The 19625-nt window shown below is 69.6% G+C and carries 19 protein-coding genes; 6 read left to right on the forward strand and 13 right to left on the reverse strand.

The window, feature by feature from the left end; all coding sequences use genetic code 11:
• Positions 1 to 151: 151 nt before the first annotated feature.
• Complete coding sequence (locus QMO76_RS17750; RefSeq protein WP_306362428.1) at positions 152 to 379, forward strand: hypothetical protein; 228 nt, start codon at positions 152 to 154, stop codon at positions 377 to 379.
• Positions 380 to 390: 11 nt separating this feature from the next.
• On the opposite strand, the gene QMO76_RS17755 is transcribed toward QMO76_RS17750, so the two are convergent.
• The 3 genes from QMO76_RS17755 to ispG form a co-directional block, all read right to left on the reverse strand.
• Positions 391 to 2181: a penicillin-binding transpeptidase domain-containing protein gene (locus tag QMO76_RS17755; protein ID WP_306362429.1), complete on the reverse strand. Its 1791-nt coding sequence runs from the start codon at positions 2179 to 2181 to the stop codon at positions 391 to 393.
• 92 nt (positions 2182 to 2273) lie between these two features.
• Positions 2274 to 3137: a GNAT family N-acetyltransferase gene (locus QMO76_RS17760; protein WP_306362430.1), complete on the reverse strand. Its 864-nt coding sequence runs from the start codon at positions 3135 to 3137 to the stop codon at positions 2274 to 2276.
• A gap of 73 nt (positions 3138 to 3210) precedes the next feature.
• Positions 3211 to 4344, reverse strand: a complete 1134-nt coding sequence (ispG, locus tag QMO76_RS17765; RefSeq protein WP_372342015.1) for a flavodoxin-dependent (E)-4-hydroxy-3-methylbut-2-enyl-diphosphate synthase — start codon at positions 4342 to 4344, stop codon at positions 3211 to 3213.
• A 238-nt stretch (positions 4345 to 4582) separates the two neighbouring features.
• Here ispG and QMO76_RS17770 point away from each other — a divergent pair, with 238 nt between their 5' ends.
• Complete coding sequence (locus QMO76_RS17770; protein ID WP_306362432.1) at positions 4583 to 5305, forward strand: endonuclease V; 723 nt, start codon at positions 4583 to 4585, stop codon at positions 5303 to 5305.
• Here QMO76_RS17770 and QMO76_RS17775 read toward each other — a convergent pair.
• From QMO76_RS17775 to dxr, 3 genes are read right to left on the reverse strand one after another with little or no spacing between them, the layout of a single operon-like run.
• Positions 5284 to 6036: an AAA family ATPase gene (locus QMO76_RS17775; protein WP_306362433.1), complete on the reverse strand. Its 753-nt coding sequence runs from the start codon at positions 6034 to 6036 to the stop codon at positions 5284 to 5286. The genes QMO76_RS17770 and QMO76_RS17775 overlap by 22 nt on opposite strands.
• A 40-nt stretch (positions 6037 to 6076) precedes the next feature.
• Complete coding sequence (locus tag QMO76_RS17780) at positions 6077 to 7279, reverse strand: RIP metalloprotease (protein ID WP_306362434.1); 1203 nt, start codon at positions 7277 to 7279, stop codon at positions 6077 to 6079.
• A gap of 20 nt (positions 7280 to 7299) precedes the next feature.
• A complete protein-coding gene (dxr, locus tag QMO76_RS17785; protein WP_372342004.1) occupies positions 7300 to 8514 on the reverse strand; it encodes a 1-deoxy-D-xylulose-5-phosphate reductoisomerase in 1215 nt (404 codons plus the stop codon).
• Between the two features lie 53 nt (positions 8515 to 8567).
• On the opposite strand from dxr, the gene QMO76_RS17790 reads away from it, so the two are divergent.
• Positions 8568 to 8852 (forward strand): DUF2631 domain-containing protein, encoded by a 285-nt coding sequence (locus QMO76_RS17790; protein ID WP_039816066.1) that lies wholly within the window; start codon positions 8568 to 8570, stop codon positions 8850 to 8852.
• 74 nt (positions 8853 to 8926) lie between these two features.
• Here the strand turns inward: QMO76_RS17790 and QMO76_RS17795 are convergent, their stop codons facing one another.
• A complete protein-coding gene (locus QMO76_RS17795) occupies positions 8927 to 9667 on the reverse strand; it encodes a hypothetical protein (RefSeq protein ID WP_306362436.1) in 741 nt (246 codons plus the stop codon).
• Between the two features lie 273 nt (positions 9668 to 9940).
• Complete coding sequence (locus QMO76_RS17800) at positions 9941 to 10660, reverse strand: LysR family substrate-binding domain-containing protein (protein WP_306362437.1); 720 nt, start codon at positions 10658 to 10660, stop codon at positions 9941 to 9943.
• 60 nt (positions 10661 to 10720) lie between these two features.
• Between QMO76_RS17800 and QMO76_RS17805 the strand changes: the two genes are divergently transcribed.
• Positions 10721 to 11143: a DUF5997 family protein gene (locus QMO76_RS17805; RefSeq protein WP_306362438.1), complete on the forward strand. Its 423-nt coding sequence runs from the start codon at positions 10721 to 10723 to the stop codon at positions 11141 to 11143.
• A gap of 24 nt (positions 11144 to 11167) precedes the next feature.
• Here QMO76_RS17805 and QMO76_RS17810 read toward each other — a convergent pair whose 3' ends face one another.
• The 3 genes from QMO76_RS17810 to QMO76_RS17820 form a co-directional block, all read right to left on the reverse strand.
• A complete protein-coding gene (locus QMO76_RS17810) occupies positions 11168 to 12013 on the reverse strand; it encodes a hypothetical protein (protein WP_306362439.1) in 846 nt (281 codons plus the stop codon).
• A 385-nt stretch (positions 12014 to 12398) separates the two neighbouring features.
• Complete coding sequence (locus QMO76_RS17815; RefSeq protein WP_306362440.1) at positions 12399 to 13271, reverse strand: NAD(P)H-binding protein; 873 nt, start codon at positions 13269 to 13271, stop codon at positions 12399 to 12401.
• A 10-nt stretch (positions 13272 to 13281) separates the two neighbouring features.
• Entirely contained in the window at positions 13282 to 14304 is a 1023-nt protein-coding gene (locus QMO76_RS17820) for a saccharopine dehydrogenase NADP-binding domain-containing protein (RefSeq protein ID WP_306362441.1), read from the reverse strand.
• Between the two features lie 92 nt (positions 14305 to 14396).
• Between QMO76_RS17820 and QMO76_RS17825 the strand changes: the two genes are divergently transcribed.
• Together QMO76_RS17825 and QMO76_RS17830 are read left to right on the forward strand one after the other, a co-directional pair.
• Entirely contained in the window at positions 14397 to 14993 is a 597-nt protein-coding gene (locus tag QMO76_RS17825) for a TetR/AcrR family transcriptional regulator (RefSeq protein ID WP_306362442.1), read from the forward strand.
• 91 nt (positions 14994 to 15084) lie between these two features.
• Positions 15085 to 15447 carry a hypothetical protein gene (locus tag QMO76_RS17830; RefSeq protein ID WP_306362443.1) on the forward strand — a complete coding sequence of 121 codons (363 nt, stop codon included), beginning with the start codon at positions 15085 to 15087 and terminating at the stop codon, positions 15445 to 15447.
• Between the two features lie 157 nt (positions 15448 to 15604).
• Here the strand turns inward: QMO76_RS17830 and QMO76_RS17835 are convergent, their stop codons facing one another.
• Entirely contained in the window at positions 15605 to 15955 is a 351-nt protein-coding gene (locus tag QMO76_RS17835) for a DoxX family protein (protein ID WP_306362444.1), read from the reverse strand.
• Positions 15956 to 16019: 64 nt separating this feature from the next.
• Positions 16020 to 19475: a serine/threonine-protein kinase gene (locus QMO76_RS17840; protein WP_306362445.1), complete on the reverse strand. Its 3456-nt coding sequence runs from the start codon at positions 19473 to 19475 to the stop codon at positions 16020 to 16022.
• Between the last annotated feature and the right edge of the window lie 150 nt (positions 19476 to 19625).

Consider the following 19625-nt stretch of genomic DNA (forward strand, 5'->3'; position numbering starts at 1 on the left):
TGCCGGAACGCACTCATGGGTTGTGCCGTCAATGCGAGCGATCTAACGTTTTGTTTCGGCGGCAAACAGTCAGCCAATCCTAAAGCAGCACCGGTTTACCGAAACAGACCGTTCGGGTCTCCTCACTCGCCCCCCACCCAGGGAGTAGGACATGCAACGTTCGGCTTTTCTGCTCGTCAGCACGGTGGGGATCATCCTCGCCGGGACCGGAGCCAGCGAGCTACTCGGTGACGAATCCAGCCCCGCGCCCGCGGTGCGGAATCTGTCCCAGCAACAGCAGCCCGTGGTGCTCGAGGCCGACGGGGGCGTGGCGCGGCCCGTCGCCTGCGTGAAGCTCGCCTCGGGCCGATATTCCATTCAGACGCAGTCCACCCGCTGATCGCTCCCGGGCTAGTACCCCGGTGGCAGCCCGGTCAGCATCTCCCTGGTTACCGCCACCGCATTGTCCGAACTGCCCGCTTCGACGAGCAGCGTCGCCCAGGCCATATCCCCGCGGTAGCCGATGAACCACGAATGTGAGCCGCCCTCCACCTCGGCCTCACCCGTCTTGCCGTACACCTCACCCTGATCGGCGATGCGTTCCGCGGTACCGCCCGTCACCACCTGCCGCATCATCTGCCGCAACCCCGCCACCACCTCCGGATCGAGGGGCGGGCGCTGCCCGTCGACGGTGGTCTTGTTCCCGGAGATCAGGTACGGCACCGGGGCCGAACCGTGCGCGATGCTGGCCGCGGCGAGGGCCATACCGAACGGGCTCACCACCACCTTGCCCTGACCGATGCCGTCCTCCGCGCGCTGCACCTTGTCCGCGGACTCGGGCACCTGGCCGGAGATCGTCGGCAGGCCGACCACCGTGTAGTCCGGGCCGATGCCCAGCTGCGCCGCCGCCAGCCGCAGGGCGTCGGCGGGCAGCCGGCTGGACAGTTCGGCGAAGGAGGTGTTGCAGGAGCGCTCGTAGGCGGTGGCCATGGGTACGTCGCCGACGGTGAAAAGGTTGTAGTTCGGAATGGTGCGCTCGCCGATGATGATTCGGCTCGGACAGGGCAGCACGGTCTCGGGCGTCGCCAGTCCGGTGTTCATGGCCGCGGCGGCGGTGACCGTCTTGAAGGTCGATCCCGGCGGATAGAAACCGGAGGTGGCCACCGGACCGTCCCGATCGGCCTCCCGATTCTGCGCCACCGCGAGAATCGCGCCGGTGGACGGCTGCAACACCACCATCATGGCCTGCTCCCGGCGCGCGTCGACGGCGCGCTGCGCGGCGAGCTGCACGAAGCGGTCCAGGCTCAGCGAGAAGGACGGGGCGGGCCGCGGGCGCACCTCGGTGAGCAGGCCGGTGTCCACGCCATTGCGATTGCGGGTGACCACGCTCCAGCCCGCGCGGCCGTCCACATCGTCGATGATGGACTTGCGCACCTGGGAGATCAGGTCGGGGGCGAAATCGCGATCGGTGGCGACCATATCCCACTGCCGGGACACCGTGACCCCGGGCAGGCCGAGCAGATTCGCGCCCACCAGGTTGTACTCCCATTCGGTGAGCACCTCGACCGGATACACCCCGCCGTCGGCCTTGCGCGCGGCCTTCAGAATCCCCTCGCCGGTGAGCTTGGGCAGGATCGGGTTCAGCGCGGCGGCGACGGCATCGGCGACATAGCCGGGGTCGCGGGCCTCGGCCGGGGTGAAGACGACGCGGTGCACGGTACCGGGGATCAGCACATCGCTGCCGGAGCGTTCGTTCACACGGGCCTGCGGGGCGGGGATGGAGCGCAGCTCCAGGGTCTGGGTATCGCCCAGGCGCGGATGGATGTTCGACGAGGTCCAGCGCACCGACCAACGGCCCTCGCTGCGCCCCAGCTGCAGCTGGCCGTCGTAGGTCCAGGTGCGGTCGCGGGGCAGCCGCCACGCGTAGGTGTAGTCGACGGTGGCGGTGTCACCGGAGACGCGGGTGTCGCCGGTGGTCACCTCGAGCCCCTCGGCCTGTAGCTTCTCCCAGGCGGAAGCCAATGCCGCACCGGCCTTTTCGGGCAGATTGGTGAGTTCGGCGGCGGCGGCCACATCCTGGCGCGCGAACGCGCCGAAGAATGCCTCGGCGGTGGTCACCGGGCGCTGTTGGGCGGTGGAGCATCCGACCGCGGCGAGCGTCACCGCCGCGGCGACGAGCAGGGTCAGCAATCGCGTCGACATCGGCACCGAGGGTAGAGCCAACTACCCGCAAACCTGCGGTGACACACTGCACGCGAACGGATTTCGCCGGAGCGTCACACCGTGCCGAGTGGTCAGTCCAGCAGCACTGTCGCGAATGTAGCGATTTGCCGGAATCCGACGGTGGCGTAGGCGCGCCGGGCGACCTCGTTGTAGCAGTTCACGTACAGGCTCGCGGTCCGGCCCGAGGCCACCACCGCATTGGCCACCGCCGCCGTCCCCGCGGTCCCCACGCCCGCGCCCCGGCGCTCCGGATGCACCCAGACGCCCTGGATCTGGCCGGTGCGCCGGGACAGCGAACCCACCTCGGCCTTGTAGACCACCTCGCCGTCGTCGAAACGCGCCCAGGCACGCCCGGACTCGATGAGGTTGGCGACGCGGCGGCGGTAGCTGCGACCGCCGTCGCCCGCGCGCGGATCGACGCCGATCTCCTCGGTGAACATGGCGATGGCGGCCACCAGGTAGCGGTCCAGCTCCTCCGGCCGCACCCGCCGCACCCGCGAATCCGGCGCGGCCTGCGCGGTGCGGTCCAGGGCCAGCAGCGGCTGTTCGGCGCGCAGCTCACGCGGCGGACCCCAGCGCTGCGCCAGCAACTCCCACAGCGGCAACGCCAGCTCCCGCCGGCCCACGATGGACGAACAGATGCGGGGACCGCGGACCGCGCGGTCGGCGAAGGCCCGCAGATCGTCGGGGGCACCGCGCAGCGGCACCAGGTTCGCCCCGGAGAAGCACAGCGAATTCCCCGGCCCGCCGCGACTCCACAGCTCCCCGTAACTGCCCCGGGCGTCCAGGCCGTACTCCTGGAGCCGGGCAGCCACCATACAGCTCGCCACCGGGTCGGCGTCGAGCACGCGCAATACCTGCGTCAGATCGCGGTTTGCGAGTTGACGGACACCGGAGACCTTGGTCCGGCGAGTCGGCTCCAGCACACTCCGCACGTTCACAGCCTGCCACGAGTTGTGAGAACGTGCCGTGGGTATGCCGAAAGCCTCAGCGTCGGTCCTGTTCCGCTCAGCCGACGCTGACCACCGGCTCGCCCGCACCGGCGGCATCACCCATCTGCTCGGCCAACCGCATGGCCTCCTCGATGAGCGTTTCGACGATGAGGTGTTCCGGCACCGTCTTGATGACCTCGCCCTTGACGAAGATCTGCCCCTTGCCATTGCCGGAGGCCACGCCCAGATCGGCCTCGCGGGCCTCACCCGGGCCGTTGACGACGCAGCCCATGACGGCCACGCGCAGCGGCACCTCCATGCCCTCGAGCCCGGCGGTGACCTCGTTGGCGAGGGTGTAGACATCCACCTGCGCGCGGCCGCAGGAGGGACAGGACACGATCTCGAGCTTGCGGGGGCGCAGGTTCAGCGACTGCAGGATCTGGTTGCCGACCTTCACCTCCTCCACCGGCGGGGCCGACAGGGAGACACGAATGGTGTCGCCGATCCCCTGGGATAGCAGCGCGCCGAAGGCGGTGGCGGACTTGATGGTGCCCTGGAAGGCGGGACCGGCCTCGGTCACGCCCAGGTGCAGCGGATAGTCGCACTGCGCGGCCAGCTGGCGGTACGCCTCCACCATGATCACCGGGTCGTTGTGCTTGACCGAGATCTTGATGTCGCCGAAGCCGTGCTCCTCGAACAGGCTCGCCTCCCACAGCGCCGACTCCACCAGCGCCTCCGGGGTGGCCTTGCCGTACTTGGCCATCATGCGCTTGTCCAGCGAGCCCGCGTTCACGCCGATGCGGATGGGGATGCCGGCGGCTCCGGCCGCCGCCGCGACCTCCTTGACGCGGCCGTCGAACTCCTTGATGTTGCCGGGGTTCACGCGCACCGCGGCGCAGCCGGCGTCGATGGCGGCGAAGATGTACTTGGGCTGGAAGTGGATATCCGCGATAACCGGAATGGGGGACTTCTTCGCGATGGCGGCGAGGGCGTCGGCGTCCTCCTGCCGCGGGCACGCCACGCGCACGATATCGCAACCGGACGCGGTCAGCTCCGCGATCTGCTGCAGGGTGGCGTTGACGTCATGGGTCCGTGTGGTGGTCATGGACTGCACCGAGACGGGGAATTCGCTGCCCACCCCTACTTTGCCCACCATCAGCTGGCGGGTTGTGCGCCGGGGCGCGAGGGTCGCCGCCGGTGCGGACGGCATCCCCAATGCGATGGCACTGCTCACGATCGGCTGCCTACTTTCGTGTTGCGATCTTGTCCTCACCCGTTCCGGTTCCGAGTCTAACGACGTCGGGCTACCGGCCGCCCTGTGACAGCGGCGACAAGCGTAGCCTGCGCCGACGCCTGCCCTGGAAGCGGTGTTGCCGTGCGGTCACTTGCCGCCGCATACAGTAAGTATTCGATTCTCGAGGGCGAAAGGTAACCCGCTGGAAGTGAAAGTGAATATTCCTGATTCCTGGCCGGTCACCCCGGATGAGGCCATCGCTCTCCAAGATCGGCTCCGGCCCCTGGTGATCACGGAAGATCGTGCGCCACCGCACTTCCGAACGGTCGCCGGACTCGACTCCGCCTACCACGACGACGGCACCGTGGTCGCGGCCGCGGTGGTCCTGGACGCCGTCACCCTGGAGACCGTCGAGACCGTCACCGCCACCGGGACGACGGACTTTCCCTATGTGCCAGGACTGTTGGCCTTCCGCGAACTCCCCACCACCCTCGCCGTCCTCGAAAAGCTTTCCACCACACCGGATCTGATCGTCTGCGATAGCCAGGGCCTAGCCCACCCCCGCCGCTTCGGCATGGCCTGCCACCTGGGCCTGCTGGTGGACCTGCCCACCATCGGCGTGGCCAAGAACGCCTGGGGCGACTACCTCGACCCCGCGCCCGACCGGGGCTCCGCCACCTCGATCACCATCGACGGCGCCCCGGTGGGCCGCGCCCTGCGCACCCGCACCGCCGTCAAACCGGTCTTCGTCTCGGTGGGCCACCGCATCGACCTGGACACCGCCTGCGCGCAGGTCCTCGCGCTCACCCGCGAATACCGCCAGCCCGAGACCACCCGCCGCGCCGACCGGCTCTGTCGCCGACTGCTGCGCGAGGTTGCCGCCACCGGCCCCGTGCGCACACCCGATCGTGTGGATTACCGCGACTCCAGCAGATGATCCAGGTAGCGCTCCGGAGCGGCGAGAAAGTCCCTGGTCATCCGCACCGGCAGCGCATCGTCGTAGCCGACGGGCTCGATCCCGTCGTCCTCGTCCACCGCGTAGATGGTGGCACCGGGCAGCGCCAGCAGGATCGGCGAATGCGTCGCCACCACGATCTGGCACCGCTGCGCGACCAGATCCGACAGCCGTGCCAGCACGGCCAGGCAGCCGCGCGGCGACAGTGCCGCCTCCGGCTCGTCCAGCAGATACAGGCCGTCGGGATGGAAACGGTGCGTGATGAGATCGACGAACGATTCACCGTGCGAGCGTTCGTGCGGTGACCGCCCGCCGAGCGCGGCCAGTTGCTCCGGCCCCAGCCGTTCGGTCTCGGTGGCCACGTTGTAATACGACTCGGCGCGCAGGAAGAACCGGCTGCGCGGCTTGCGGGTGCCCCACCGCAGCACCAGCCGATCACCGAGTTCCGACTCGGTGCGGCGGGTGGCGAAGCGGTAATTCTGGCTCCCGCCCTCCGCGTTCATCCCGGCCGCGACCGCGATGGCCTCGACCAGGGTCGACTTACCGCTGCCGTTCTCTCCGACGAGGAAGGTGACCGTCGGCGACAGGGCCAGCGCGCCGAGGCGGTCGAGATGCCGCACCACCGGCAGGTCGAAGGGGTATCCGGCCGGTCGCGGCGGCGGAGCCAGGGCTACCTCGCGGATGAATCCGCCGGCTCCGACTCCACTGCGCACACCCCGATGGTAACCAGCCGGACACCCCGGCCGGATTCCGCTACGGGAACAGCGTGATGGGGTTGACGATGTCGGCGGCCAGGGTCAGGAGCATGTAGGCGCCGCCGAGAACCACCACCACGTAGGTGGCGGGCATGAGTTTGAAGTAGTCGACGGGGGAGCCGTCGGGGAGGCCGCGGCGGTTGCGCAGGACGTTGCGGATCTTCTCGTAGGTGACCACGGCCATGTGGCCGCCGTCGAGCGGGAGCAGCGGAAGCAGATTGAAGACGCCCAGGAAGAAGTTCAGGCTGGCCAGGACCAGGATGAACACCCCCCAGTAGCCGCGTTCGGCGGTCTCGCCGCCGATGCGGCTCGCGCCGTAGACGCTGACCGGGGTCTCCGGATCACGTTCGCCGCCGGAGACCGCCTCCACCAGCGCGCCGACCTTGGCGGGCAGCTTGGCCAGGGATTCGACGGTCCGGACGCCGAGTTCGCCGGTGAACACCGCGGCGGCGGGCAGCGCGGCGGGCAGGCTGTACTCGACCGGCGGGCCCGCGGTGGCCTGGCCGACGCCGACCTTGGAGACGGTCTCCGAGCGGCCGTCCTTGTCGTAGACGGTCACCCGCTCCGGAGTGACGGGCAGGGTCAGGGTCCGGCCGTCACGCTCGACGGTGTAGGTGAACTCACCGGTCTGCTTCTCGGTCAGGGCGCGGAAGTCGTTCCAGGTGTCGACGGAGGTCCCGTTCACCGCGGTGACCAGGTCGCCGGGCTGCAATCCGGCGCGCTGGGCGGGGCCGTCGCCGGTGCACTCCTGGCGGGTGCCGTCGGGCGCGTAGCTCGCCACGCAGCCCATCGCACCCAACTGGGTCTCCGGCGGCTGCGTCAGATGCGGCAACCCCCAGCCGACGGCCAGCACCACGATGAGGATGTAGCCGAGCAGGAAGTTCATCATGATGCCGCCGGACATGACGAACAGGCGCTTCCAGGTGGCCTGCCGGTACATGGCCCGGTCCAGCTCCTCCGGCTCCAGTTCGTCGAGGGCGGTCATGCCCGCGATATCGCAGAAACCGCCCAGGGGCAGCGCCTTCAGGCCGTACTCGGTCTCACCGCGACGGAAGGAGAACACCTTGGGGCCGAAGCCGATGAAGTAGCGCCGCACCTTCATACCGGTGGCCTGCGCCGCCCACATGTGGCCGCATTCGTGCAAGGCAACCGAGAAGGTGATACCGAGCGCGAACAGTGCGAAGCCGATCGCGAACACCATGCGGTCTCGAATCCTCCTACCTAGTCGCGCACGAAGGCGCGGGCACAGTCACGCGCCCACGTATCCGCCGCGAGCACCTCGTCCAAGGTACTGGGTTCCGCGGACCAGCGGTCGGCGGAGTCGACGACCCGCGCCACCGTGCCCACGATGTCGGGGAATCGGATCACGCCGTCGAGGAACGCCTGTACCGCGATCTCGTTGGCGGCGTTGTAGACCGCCGTCACGCAGCCGCCCGCCTTACCCGCCCGGCGGGCCAGCTCGACCGCCGGGAACACCGTATTGTCCACCGGCTCGAAGGTCCAGGTCGCCGCCTGGGAGAAGTCGCAGGCCGCCGCCGCGCCCGGCACCCGGTCGGGCCAGCCCAACGCCAGCGCGATGGGCAGTCTCATATCCGGCGGGCTGGCCTGGGCCAGCGTCGAACCGTCCGTGAAGGTGACCATGGAGTGCACGATGGACTGCGGGTGCACGGTCACGTCGATGCGGTCGTAGTCGATGCCGAACAGCAGGTGCGTCTCGATGAGTTCGAGCCCCTTGTTCACCAGGCTCGCCGAGTTGAGGGTGTTCATCAGCCCCATGGACCAGGTCGGATGCGCCTTGGCCTCGTCCGGATTCACCGAGGCCAGCATGTCGGCGGTCCAGCCGCGGAAGGGGCCGCCCGACGCGGTGAGCACCAGCCGCTCCACCTCCTCGGCCCGGCCGCCGCGCAGGCACTGGGCCAGGGCGGAATGCTCCGAGTCGACCGGAACGATCTGACCGGGGGCGGCCGCGCGGGTCACCAGCGAGCCGCCCGCCACCAGGGATTCCTTATTGGCCAGGGCCAGCCGTCGACCAGTCTCGAGCGTGGCGAGGGTCGGCTCCAGCCCGAGTGAGCCGACCAGCGCGTTGAGCACCACATCGGCGTCGGTGTCGCGCACCAGTTGCGCCGCCACGTGCGGTCCGGCCAGCGGCACACCGAGTTTCGCGGCGGCCTCGGGGTCGGCGACGGCCACGTTGCCGGTACCCGTCGCGGCGATCTGGCTCGCGAGCAGTTCGGTATTGCCGCCACGCGCGGCCAGGCCCACCACTTCGAATCGATCCGGATTGGCGGCGATCACCTCGAGCGCCTGTGTGCCAATGGAACCGGTGCTGCCCAGCAGCAGGACTTTCACAACGTCGGACACGCGTTCATTGTCTCCCGAGTCGAATCCGGCCGAACCCCCGGCCGCGACACCGCCACCCTGCTGGCTACGACACATGGTCGTATGCCACCATATTGGCCAGCAATCAATCGAGCCATCAAGGAGCGAAAGTGGCCGCCACGGAACTGGAACCCACCCACAGCGCCGGTGTCGTCACCAAGGTCGATCCGGCCGAGGTTCCTTCCGCCGCCTGGGGTTGGAGCGGCGAGTCGAAGCGCACCTTCCGCATCGCGGGCTGGGTTGTCGTCGTGATCCTGCTCGGCATGCTGTTCGAGGGCCCGCAGGGCGCCTCCTCCGGTTCGGGCAATGTCGGCTACCTGTTCACCATCGGCTTCGCCGCGCTGCTCGCGTTCGTGCTGATTCGCGACTCGATCATCTCCCGCAAGCCGCGGTAAACGCACCGGGACGTACGCGTCGGGCCGGGTCGCTGTGCGCGACCCGGCCCGTTTCGCCGTATCAACCGGTAGGACTACTGGTTCTCGGGGGCGTTGATGCGCTGCACGAAGCCGATGCCGACCACGATGGCGGCGGGCACACCGGTCAGCACCAGACCCGCGGCGGCACCCAGCGGAATGCCGATGCCCGCACCGGTGATGCAGCCCATGAGGGCGCCCGGAATGATCGTGACGCCACCGATCGCCAGTGCGGCGCCACCTGCCAGCGCACCCAGCAGACATCCCGCGCCACCGCCGACAATGGTGCCGATGAGGGTGCCGATCGACGTGATGATGCCGAACTGGGTCGCGGCCGCGGACACCGCGTCATCGAACGCATCCTGGCGGACCACGTCGTGGCGCAGCGGGTTGCTGTCCGCCGCGACCGGGCGCGCGGCATCGGTGCGCGGGGTCAGGGTGGCGCGCAGACCGTCGACCGCGGCGTCGATCGGGTACTCGAGGTCACCGATCGTGAAGGCGAGCGGGAGTCCGACGACGACGTTTCCGGCGTCGTCGCGCACCTGGAACTGGCCGTTGTCATTGGCGAGGGAGCCGTGGTCGGTCTCGACGACGACGGCGTCGCCCTCGATGCGGGTCTGCCAGTGGATTCCCGGCAGCACCTGGTCCACACCCTGATCGATACCGTCGATCAGCGAGGGGATGACGCCCGGGGCGGGGGCCGGAGCCGGGGCGGGCTCCGCGTGTGAGGTGCCGGTGGCAATGCCGAGTGCCGCGATGACCAGGGCCGAGGTTGCGGCGACCTTCGTGAACTTCATATGTGTGCGTCGCTTTCGAAACAGCGTTTCGCGCATCCAACTTCTGGAGCGCGGGTCCTCGGTGAGCACCCGTGGTCAAGTGTCCAGGAGATTGTTGCTGAAAAGTAACTTAGAAAGTGCTGAATGTTAGGAAAGTGTCAATGGAACCAGACCACAGGTACGAAAAGTCCCGTAGTGGGCCAACTTTCAATGCCCGAGGGAATGCCCGTGATCTGCGTCACAAAGGGTCCTGAATCGGACATAAGCGGTATAGCTCACAGGCTATAAGAGCAGCTAGTGCCCCTTGCGGTGACCGTTGCGTCCACCCGCGGCCCGCCCCCGGCCGGACCCCGAGCGCTGCCCGGAAGCCGGTCGTCCACCCGCCTGCTTCTGCGGCTTCTGCGCCGACCGCTTCGGCTGCTCCTCGATTGCCCCACGTCCTGACGGTGATCGGGAGCTGCGTTCGGTCCGGCCGCGCACGATGCCGACGAACTCCTCGGTGGTGTCCGAGGTTCCCTCGATCGGCCAGGCCAGCGCGATCTGGGTGTCGGGCGCATCGGTGACCGTCCGGTAGACCACGTCCCGCCGGTGATGCAGGCGGGCGATCGAATGCGGCACGATGGCGACCCCGACATTGGCGGCCACCAGCTCGATGGCCCCGGCGGCGGCATCCAGATCGGCGGTGTCCTGTAGGCGCTCATCGGCCAGCTCGGCCGTGGTCACCTCGTCGTAGACCGAGATGGGATGGTCCTTGGGCACCACCACGACCGGCACCTCGCGGTAGAGCGGTATGGCGTGCATGCCCTCCCGGTCGATGGGCAGGCGCACGAAGCACATGTCGACGCGTCCGGACCGCAGCGCCTCGTCCTGCTCCCCCTGGGCGACGACGACCAGTTCCAGGCGCTGCCCTGGAAACCGCTCACCCCACTTGCGCTCCCACTTGGTGGGCGTGACACCGGGAACGAACCCGACCCGCAGCGCAGGGGCGTCGGCGGACGCGTCGTCGTTGGTCATTCCCGAGAGCGTACTGAACCGCAGGATCGGCACCGGCGACCCGCCCGATAGGCTTGACCGGTGAGCCCGGACCAGAATTCGCAACTGATGAAGCCGCTGACGGCGGCCAACAAACTCGGCGTCTACCTCCCCGCCACGCCGGAGGAGTTCCGCGGCACTCCGATCTCCCGGGCCCAGCTCGACGAACTGCGCGAGAATCCGCCGCAGTGGCTGACCGAGCTGCGCGCCAACGGCCCCTTCCCCCGCGATATCACCGCCCGCAAACTCGGCATCACCAACAGCGGCCTGAGCCGCGCCGCGGTCTCCGACGCGCTGACCGCCGCCGAGATCGCGGACCTGCTGGCGGATCCGCCGGAATGGCTGGTGCGCGAACGCGAGAACGCCGAGTCGGTGCGCGCGGAGGCAGAGCGGGTCAAGACCCAGCGCGAAGAACGCCGGGCCAGCGCCAATCGACCCCAGCGCGACCGCGGGGCGGGCTGGTAGCGCGCCTGATCCGAGCGCGGCCGATCAGCCGCCCCGAGGACCGGAGTACGGACCGTCCGCACCGGGCGGACCTGCATACGGCGCGCCCGGCTGTCCCGGATAGGGTGCCCCCGACTGTCCCGGATACGGTGCCCCCGACTGCCCGGGATACGGCTGTCCCGGATACGGCGCTCCCGACTGTCCCGGGTACGGCCCTCCCGTCTGAGCTGGATCCAGCGCTCCCGGCGGTCCCCCGTAGGGTGCGTAGCCGGCGGGTGCCGGACGGAAGTACGCCGTGGACTGCTTGTTCCACAACAGGATCACCGCCGCCAGGCCGACGCACCACAGCACCACGCTGAACATGGTGGACACCATCGTGGAACGCGCCTCCGGCATGAAGATGCCGATCACGGCGAACAGCATGGACGCCGTGTAGAGGCCGAAGAAGACCGTGGCCGTGACGCGGGCCCAGCTCTTCCCGGCGCGGTTGGCGAAGGCCATCCACACCCACAGGCCCACCGAGATCAGCGAGAGCACGACGCCGACCCCGAACGACACCGCGACCAGGGTGTCCAGCTCGCTCTGGGTGAACACCCCCTCGGAGGTTTCGGCCATTTCATCGCGCAGCGACGGCAGTTGCAGAAAGCCGATCAGCGTGCTGAGCACGGTCAGCACCGCCCCGGCCAGCATGAGGTAGTAGGCGTTCTGAACCGGACGCGGAGGTCCCGACGGGGTGACCGCGGCGTCCGGATACGGCTGGTACCCGCCCGGATACGGCGGTGGCGCGACGGGATGGTGCGCGGGTGCGGCCGCGTACGGCGACGGCGTACCGGGGAATTCCGGGTATCCGCCCCCGTAGGACGGTGGCGCGACAGGGTAGGACGGCGTCATCGGCACATGCTGTGTCGGCGCATCGGCAGCCCGCGTGCTCGCGTCCGCCCACATGCTCGCGTCGGCCCGCGTCGGCGCGGTACCGGGTCGTGCCGGTGCCTCGGCAGGGTGCGGCTTCGCCTCAGCCGGTGGGTTCGCTTCGACGCGTGTCGACGTGTCGGGATGCGGCTGTGCGTCCGCGGTCGGGCGCGCGTCCTGGGACTGCTGCGCGGCGGCCTGGGGCTGTGGCGTGTCCTGGTCTTCCGGGGTGGCCGCCGTATGCCACGGCTGCTCCGGCTGTGGTGGGTGTTGGCCCGGGTGCTGGTTCTGCGGTTGCTCGCTGGTCACGGGCTCCCCCTCCTGTCGGTGTCCGCCGCAGCATATCCCGGGCCGGGTGGCGTCGCGGTCAGGCCTCGGGGCCGCCCGCGAGCCGGTGGCGGGCCCTGTATTCGCGCAGGGTGAGCGGTGGTCGGCCGCCGATATCAGCGATGGCCTCGGTGACGCGGTAGAGCTGGTGGCCGGACCCGATGGCGGCGAACATCCGCCACAGGTGGGAGAGATGTTCGACGACGACCTCGTCGCGGTACAGCGCGGCGGCGGTGCGCTCCCACTCCCGCGGGTCGACGTCGATGTAGCGCACACCGAAGGCCGCCGCCGCCTCGCCCGCGGTCAGCACGTCTCCGGTGAGCCAGTACACCGGGTCCGCCTTGTCGGGGCTCGACAGCAGCCCGGTGCCCACCCGGGCGACGTCCTCGGCGGCGATCAGGGGCAGCACGGTATCGGGCGAGCCGAGCGGCAGTGCCAGCGCGCCGCTGTGCTCGACGACCACCCGCAGATTCTCGAAGAACACCGCGGCGCGCAGGTGGACGGCCCCGATCTCGGCGCGGTCGAGCACCTGTTCGGCGACCCAGTGCCTGCGCATGTGCGGGGTGCCCGCCTGCGGATCCGAACCCAGCTGCGATACCGCGACCACGCGTTCGAGCTGTTCGCGATGCGCGGCCGCGGCGAAAGCCGCGGTGGCGTCGAGCATTCCGGCGGTGACCGGATAGGTGAAGTACGCGCGGCGCACCCCGTGCGCGGCGGGCAGGACGGTGGTGATCTCGCGGAGATCCCCGACGGCGACCTCCGCGCCCAGCGCGCGGAGCGCGGCGGCGCGGTCGTCGTCGGCGCGCACGAAGGCGCGGACCGGCCGATCGGCGTGCCGCAGCGCCTCGACCACACGGCGGCCGGTGGAGCCCTGGGTGCCGCCGGCCGCGCCGGTGACCAGTATCGGTTCCATGCTGTCCTCCTCAGGCCCCGGTCGGCAGTTCGACGGTGAACGCGTCCCGATCGGCGAGTGCGGCAAGGAATTCCGGAGCGTCGAAGGCTTCGCCCGGACTGACGACGCCGCTCTTCACCGCTCCCCCGGCGATGCGGATCGCGGCCTCAACGGAGGCGAGCGCACCCGCCCGCCAGAGGTCACGTCCCCGCAGCGCGCCGGACGCCGACCCCGATGCGCCGAGAACCTGTGCGGCAATGGTGAATTCACTGTCGGCGCGGTCGGCGGAGTCGAGGTGTTCGCTCGCGAACGCCTGCTCCTCCTCGAAGGTGCGCGCGGTGAGCTGCGCCTCCACCGAGCGCACGGGGGTGTGCCGGGGCACGGTGAACGCCTCGGGGAAGGGCACGGGCGCGATGACCGTGCGCGGCCCGACGGGCGGCGGGAAGGCGAAAACCGCGTTGCGCGGTTCCACGAATCCGATGCGCAGTTCCCCGTTCTCGAAGCCGACGCGCTCGGTGTCGGCGAACAGCAGCCGCGCCGTATTCACCGCTCCCGTGGTCATCTTCCAGTTGGTCACCGCGTACGCCACGGTGATCCGGTCGATATCGGCGACGCCGCGCGCCACCGCTCCGGCGAGCAGATCACCGAGCCCGCCGTAGAAGCTGAGACTCGGGATCACGGTGATCCCGGCGCGCTGCGCGGCGTCGGCGAGGGTGTCGTACAGCTGCCGCACGGGGTGCACTTCGACGGAGTGGTCCACGTAGTGGCAGCCCGCCTCGGCCGCCGCCCGCGCGACCGGCATGCCGGTGACGGCGAACGGTCCCGCGCAGTTGATGATCACGTCGGCGGTATCGGCCAGTGCCCGTAGCGATTCGGCGTCGTCCACGGTGGCGGTGCGCGTGCCGGCCGGGCCCAGTGCGCCGGTCGGTTCCAGCGCGGCCAGTTTGTCGGGATCGCGGCCGGACAGGACGACGTCCTTGCCGCGGGAGAGGAGTTCGGCGGTGACCAGTCGGCCGGTATGGCCGGTGGCCCCGTAAATGGCGTAGATCGTCATAATGATCAACTTCCATACTCGGGGTACGCGTTTCGAGACTTACATACCCCGAGTACGCAAGTCAATGACCCGCCGCCGGATACATTGAGGGCGTGAGCACGCGCCGCACCCAGGCCGAACGGTCGGACACCACCACTGGCAAACTCGTCGCAGCTGCCCGAAACCTGTTCGGGCACAATGGCTACGCGGCCACCTCCATATCCGCCATCGCCGCCGCGGCCGACGTCACCAAGGGCGCGGCCTACCACCACTTCGCCGACAAGCAGGCCCTCTTCCGCGCCGCCTTCGTCGCCGAACAGGAGTGGATGGCAGCCGAACTGGAGCAGGTCGCCGCCACCGCCCCCGACTCCTGGACCGCCCTGCTGACCGGCTGCCGCACCTTCCTCGAACGCAGCCTGGAGCCGCGCTTCCGCCGCATCGTGGTGCTCGACGGCCCCGCCGTACTCGGCTGGGACACCGTGCGCGAGATCGAATCCGACCACACCCTCCGCGTACTGACCAGCGGACTCGCCCTGGCGACCGCCGAGGGCGAGCTATCCCCCGGCGACCTCCAGATCCGCCGCCACCTCATCTTCGGCGCGCTCTGCGAGGGCGGAATGATGCTGGCGCGCAACGAGGATCCGAACGCGACACTGCCACTCGTCGTCGCCGAGGCGGGGCGGCTGCTCGGTGCGCTGCGACACGGTTAGCACTGCCATGACAGCCGAACGAGCCGAGACGGCGACTGAACCGACAGGCCGATGCACCGTGGACGCACCCCCTACCGCGAGGTCGGAGCGCATGCGTCGTTCCAGCCAGGCCACCACACCGCTGCCCTTCATGATGCTGACCGGTCTGATTGCGTTTACCGGCTTCCGGGACTCTTTGGGTGCCGGGACGAGCGACACGATCGTCCTCTCGCTCGTGCTGTTGGTTCAGATCGCCGGCATCGCGGCGGGTTGGCGACGAGCACCCACCGGGACGCTCCGGCTAAGCATCGGCGCTGCTTTCGCGACCGCCTGCATCGCGGTAGGCGGACTCCTGCTCGTAGGCACCTTCGGCGAGTCGGATGCTGCCACGAGTGCGCAGTGGATCTTCTACCCGTTGATAATCTTCGGGTTGGCGCTTCAGGGGTACTACCTGCTGTGGCGAGGACGGTCCTGATCGTCCGCGATTCTCTAGCGCCTGCGCGATGAGAGCGCGGGCGCCGTCGCCGTGGCGCGCCTGAGCGTGCAGCGCGGTCCATGCCTTCTCGTAGTCGGCCAGACCCGCGTCCGCCGCGAACCGCGGTGATTGCCACGGGCGGCCACCCGGTCGGCACTCACAGGCCGAACACCCGCAACACCAGGACGACCACCGACAGCGCCACCATGACCAGCGGTGCTGCCAGGTTCTTCCAATCCCGGGCGCGGATATGGAATCCGACCGCGCCGAGGAAGTACAGGGTGAGCCCGACGGCGGCGGCGATCCCGATGGGCCCCCACCAGAGCCCGACGATCAGCCCGACGGCCCCGGCCAGCAGCGCGCTCGCCAACCAGGGCAGCCACGAGTCCGGAACGCCGATGGCGGCGTAGCCCTGGACGAATGGCTCCCGCCGAGTGAGCTTGACGAACGCCGAACCGCACAGCATCACAGCCAGCAGGATGGACACGATGACCGTAGCCACGAACACAGCGGCCTCCTCGACAAACCTGAGCGCTGACAACCGGATGGTACTGCGGAAAAAGGGATTCGGGCTAGATCGTCTGCGCGGCGTCGGCTTCGGCCAGCGCCCGCAGGAATTCGTCGGGCACCTCGGGCCATTCCGGCCGCCAGCGCCCGGCGAGCCGATCCGCGTGCAGGGCGGCCAGCACCGACACCACGTGCGGGCCCCCGTCGAGGATGTAGCGCACCGACCCGTGCTCCGCGCATTGCGCGCATACGGTCGCCAGCAGTGCCTGCGCGGCCTCGGTGCGTCCGGTGGCGGCCAGGCAGGCGACGAGCATTCGCCGGGCCTTGAGCAGTTCCCGCGGCCGGTGCACCGATTCGAGCCGATCCACCCATTCCCGTGCCCAGACGTACGCGAGTTCGGCACGGGCGGGCGCGGATTCGGCCAGCAGCAGCCGGATGGCGGTGAACTCCTCGTAGAGCACCGTGAATTCGTCGATCTCGTCCACCGGCTCGCGACGCCGCTCGTAGTCGACCACCGGCAGCGGACCGAAGTCGGGGTGCGCGGGCAGGCCGAGCCGCAACCGCTCGTTCTCCACCTCGGCCCGCAGCCGGGGCAGCGACATCGAATGCGCTACGCGCGCGCCCTCGTTCAGGCGACGAATCGCGGCGGCGCGGTCCCCGCGCAGCGCCTTGATCCGGGCCCCGACCACATAGCGGGCCAGTTTGAAATCGACGACCCCCGCGTCCGGCCCCAGTTTGTAGCCCTCGTCCAGCAGCCGTTCCGCCTCGGCGATCTCCCCGCGCTCGTACAGCAGTTCACCGAGCAGCGATCCGGCCAGCCGGGCGCCGTAGGAATGGCTCCCGCCGGACTGCTTCGCCACCTTCAGCGCGGCCCGGAAAAAGCGTTCCGCCCGTTCGATGTCGAGCTGCAGACTGGCCGCCAGTCCGAGGAAGCACAGGCCGTGCACCTTGTTGTAGAACCCCTTGTTGCGGCGCATGTAGGGCGCCGCCCACTCCTGGATCCGCACCGCCTCGTCGAAGTCGTAGCGGTAGGCCGCCGCGAAGCAGGCCACATTGGCCCCGATCGCCACCACGTAGGGCGAGAGTTCGTCGGCGCGCGCGAAGCACGGGGCCAGCAGCTCCTCCACCCCGATCAGCACGTCCCCGCGCACGGTCACCACCGCGCGCACCACCCCCGCCTCGGCGCGCAGCAGTGCGGTGGCGTCGGCGTCGAGTCCGTTCCGGTCGAAGGTCGATTCCGCGAGGCGCAGTGCGCGTTCCGCCGCGTCGGCGCGATGCAGCAGGATATTCGCCCACGCCAGGTCCAGTTGCAGCCGGGGATGCGATTCGATGACCGCCGGGGGGAGTTTGTTGACCAGGCCGATGAGGCTGGCCATCTGCCCGTACTCGAGCAGCGACATGCCGTCGCGTTCCACGATGTCGACCGCGCCGGTCTCGTCCCCCGCCAGCAGCGCGTGATCGACCGCCTCACGGACGTGCCGGTGCTCGGCGAACCAGCGCGCGGCCGTCCGATGCAGCCGGTCGATGTGTTCGGGCAGTTCGTGTTCGAGTCGCTGCCGCAGGAAATCCTGGAACAGGTGGTGGTATTGGAACCAGCGGCCGCCGTCGAGGCGGCGCAGGAACAGGTCCTGCTGTTCGATCCGCTCCAGCAGCGCGTGCCCGTCGGGGACCCCGGTGAGCGCGGAAGCCAAGTCGCCACAGACGCGTTCGGTGATCGAGGTCGCCACCATGAAGTCCAGCGTCTCGGGTTCGAGGGTGTCGAGCACGTTCTCGGCCAGGAACGCGCCGATGGCGTGGTGGCGGCCGGTCAGCTGGGCGATGAGCTGTCCCGGATCGTCGCTGCCACGCAGCGACAGCGCGGCCAGTTGCAGGGCCGCCACCCAGCCACCGGTGGATTCGGTGAGGTCCTCCACATCGCCGCGGTCCAGCTCCAGCCCACCCAGCCGCACCAGCAGTTCGTATGCTTCATGAGGCTCGAAACGCAGTGCGGCGGGACCGATTTCGACGAGATCGTGGCGGGCCCGCATGGTACTCATCGGCAGTCCGGTCTGGCTGCGGCTGGTCACCACGAGATGCAGGACGGGACTGGAGCCTTCGATCAGGAAGCGCAGCGCGGCCACGGTGTCCGGGTCGGCGACGCGGTGCCAGTCGTCGATCACCACGGTCAATCGCTCACCGCGCCGGTCGATATCGTTGATGAGTTCGGTCAGCACGAAACGTCCGGCCTCGTCGCCGTGTTCCTCCAGCAGGTCGCCGAGTTCCCGCGCCAGCGCGGGCCGGACCGCGCGCACCGACTCGATGAGGTGCGAGAGGAACCACACCACATTGTCGTCGTCGCTGTCGACGGTCAGCCATGCCACCGAGCCGCCCGCGGCCCGCACGACCGCGCACCACTGCGCGGCCACGGTGGTCTTGCCGAATCCGGTGGGGCCGTGAATGACCGCGAATCTGCGGTCGGATCCGTGCCGGAGCGGCTCGAGCAGGCGCGGGCGGTCGACCAGGGGCCGGGTGAGGTCCGGTGGGCGCAGCCGGGTGGCGGGTACCGGCGGGGTGCGGGCGGTGGTGCGGCGGCGGCCGGTCGGGGTGGTGGCGGGGCGGGCGGCGAGCGAGTCCGCGGCGGGGATGGGCAGCGGCAGCTCGTCGGGCGCGAGCCCGAGCCGGAGCTGTACCTCGCGCAGCGCTTCCCCGAAATCCGCCGCGCTGGCGTAGCGTTCGTCGCGGTCGCGGGCCATGGCGGTTTCGATCACGCCGGTCAGGTCGGGCGGCAGGCCGGCGTCGCCGAGATCCGGCAGCGGCTGCCGGGTGATCCGCACGAACTGCGCGACCAGCTGTTCACCGTTGCGCCGTTCGAACACCGCATGCCCGGTGCCCGCGCAGAACAGGGTGGAGGCCAGGCTGTAAACGTCGGCCGTCGCATCCGGCACCTGCCCCCGCAGCACCTCGGGCGCGGTGTAGGCGGGCGATCCCGTCACGGTGCCCGCCGTCGTCTCGAACCCACCTGCCAGCCGGGCGATTCCGAAGTCCGCCAACTGCGGCTCCCCGTACTCGGTGAGCAGGATATTGCCGGGCTTCACATCCCGATGCAGCAGCCCGCGCCGGTGCGCGGTCTCCAGCGCGCCCGCGATCCGCACCCCGATGTGCAGCACATCCTGCCATTCGAGCGGCCCGTGCTGGTGAATCCGCGCATCCAGCGACCCGTGCCCGTGATACGGCATCACGATGTAGGGCCGCCCGGTCGCGGTGGACCCCACCTCGAAGACGGTGACGATATTCGGATGCCCCGACAGCTTCCCCATGGCGAGCTGTTCCCGCACGAACCGTTCGAGACCTTCGGAATCCAGATCGGCCGTCAACACCTTGATCGCCACCGTCCGATCCAGCGCGGCCTGAAAACACCGATACACCACCCCGAACCCGCCCCGCCCGATCTCCCGAGCCGCGGTGAACCCAGCCGCCTCGAGCTCCGCCACGAACCCAGCGGTCAGGTCGCGTTGCGTGGTGTGCGGATCGTTATGCGCCACGACGACCTCGATACGAAACGTGCCAATTACCACGAGCATATGCCTGTCGAGGTATTCGCGCGGCACCTCACCGCGGTGTGGCGACCCCGAGTGCCCCATGCACCGTCCCGACGCGGCCACGGGCCACGCCCCGACGGCCGCCCCACAGGC

Origin of the sequence: Nocardia sp. CC227C, assembly GCF_030767025.1 — a bacterium.
GTDB lineage: Bacteria > Actinomycetota > Actinomycetes > Mycobacteriales > Mycobacteriaceae > Nocardia.

Coding starts and splice junctions, on each gene's coding strand:
- QMO76_RS17750 (WP_306362428.1), top strand. CDS start 152: ATGCAACGTTCGGCTTTTCTGCTCGTCAGCACGGTGGGGATCATCCTC.
- QMO76_RS17755 (WP_306362429.1), bottom strand. CDS start 2,181: ATGTCGACGCGATTGCTGACCCTGCTCGTCGCCGCGGCGGTGACGCTC.
- ispG (WP_372342015.1), bottom strand. CDS start 4,344: ATGCCGTCCGCACCGGCGGCGACCCTCGCGCCCCGGCGCACAACCCGC.
- QMO76_RS17780 (WP_306362434.1), bottom strand. CDS start 7,279: ATGGTGTTCGCGATCGGCTTCGCACTGTTCGCGCTCGGTATCACCTTC.
- dxr (WP_372342004.1), bottom strand. CDS start 8,514: ATGTGTCGTAGCCAGCAGGGTGGCGGTGTCGCGGCCGGGGGTTCGGCC.
- QMO76_RS17795 (WP_306362436.1), bottom strand. CDS start 9,667: ATGAAGTTCACGAAGGTCGCCGCAACCTCGGCCCTGGTCATCGCGGCA.
- QMO76_RS17800 (WP_306362437.1), bottom strand. CDS start 10,660: ATGACCAACGACGACGCGTCCGCCGACGCCCCTGCGCTGCGGGTCGGG.
- QMO76_RS17810 (WP_306362439.1), bottom strand. CDS start 12,013: ATGACGCCGTCCTACCCTGTCGCGCCACCGTCCTACGGGGGCGGATAC.
- QMO76_RS17815 (WP_306362440.1), bottom strand. CDS start 13,271: ATGGAACCGATACTGGTCACCGGCGCGGCCGGCGGCACCCAGGGCTCC.
- QMO76_RS17820 (WP_306362441.1), bottom strand. CDS start 14,304: ATGACGATCTACGCCATTTACGGGGCCACCGGCCATACCGGCCGACTG.
- QMO76_RS17830 (WP_306362443.1), top strand. CDS start 15,085: ATGCGTCGTTCCAGCCAGGCCACCACACCGCTGCCCTTCATGATGCTG.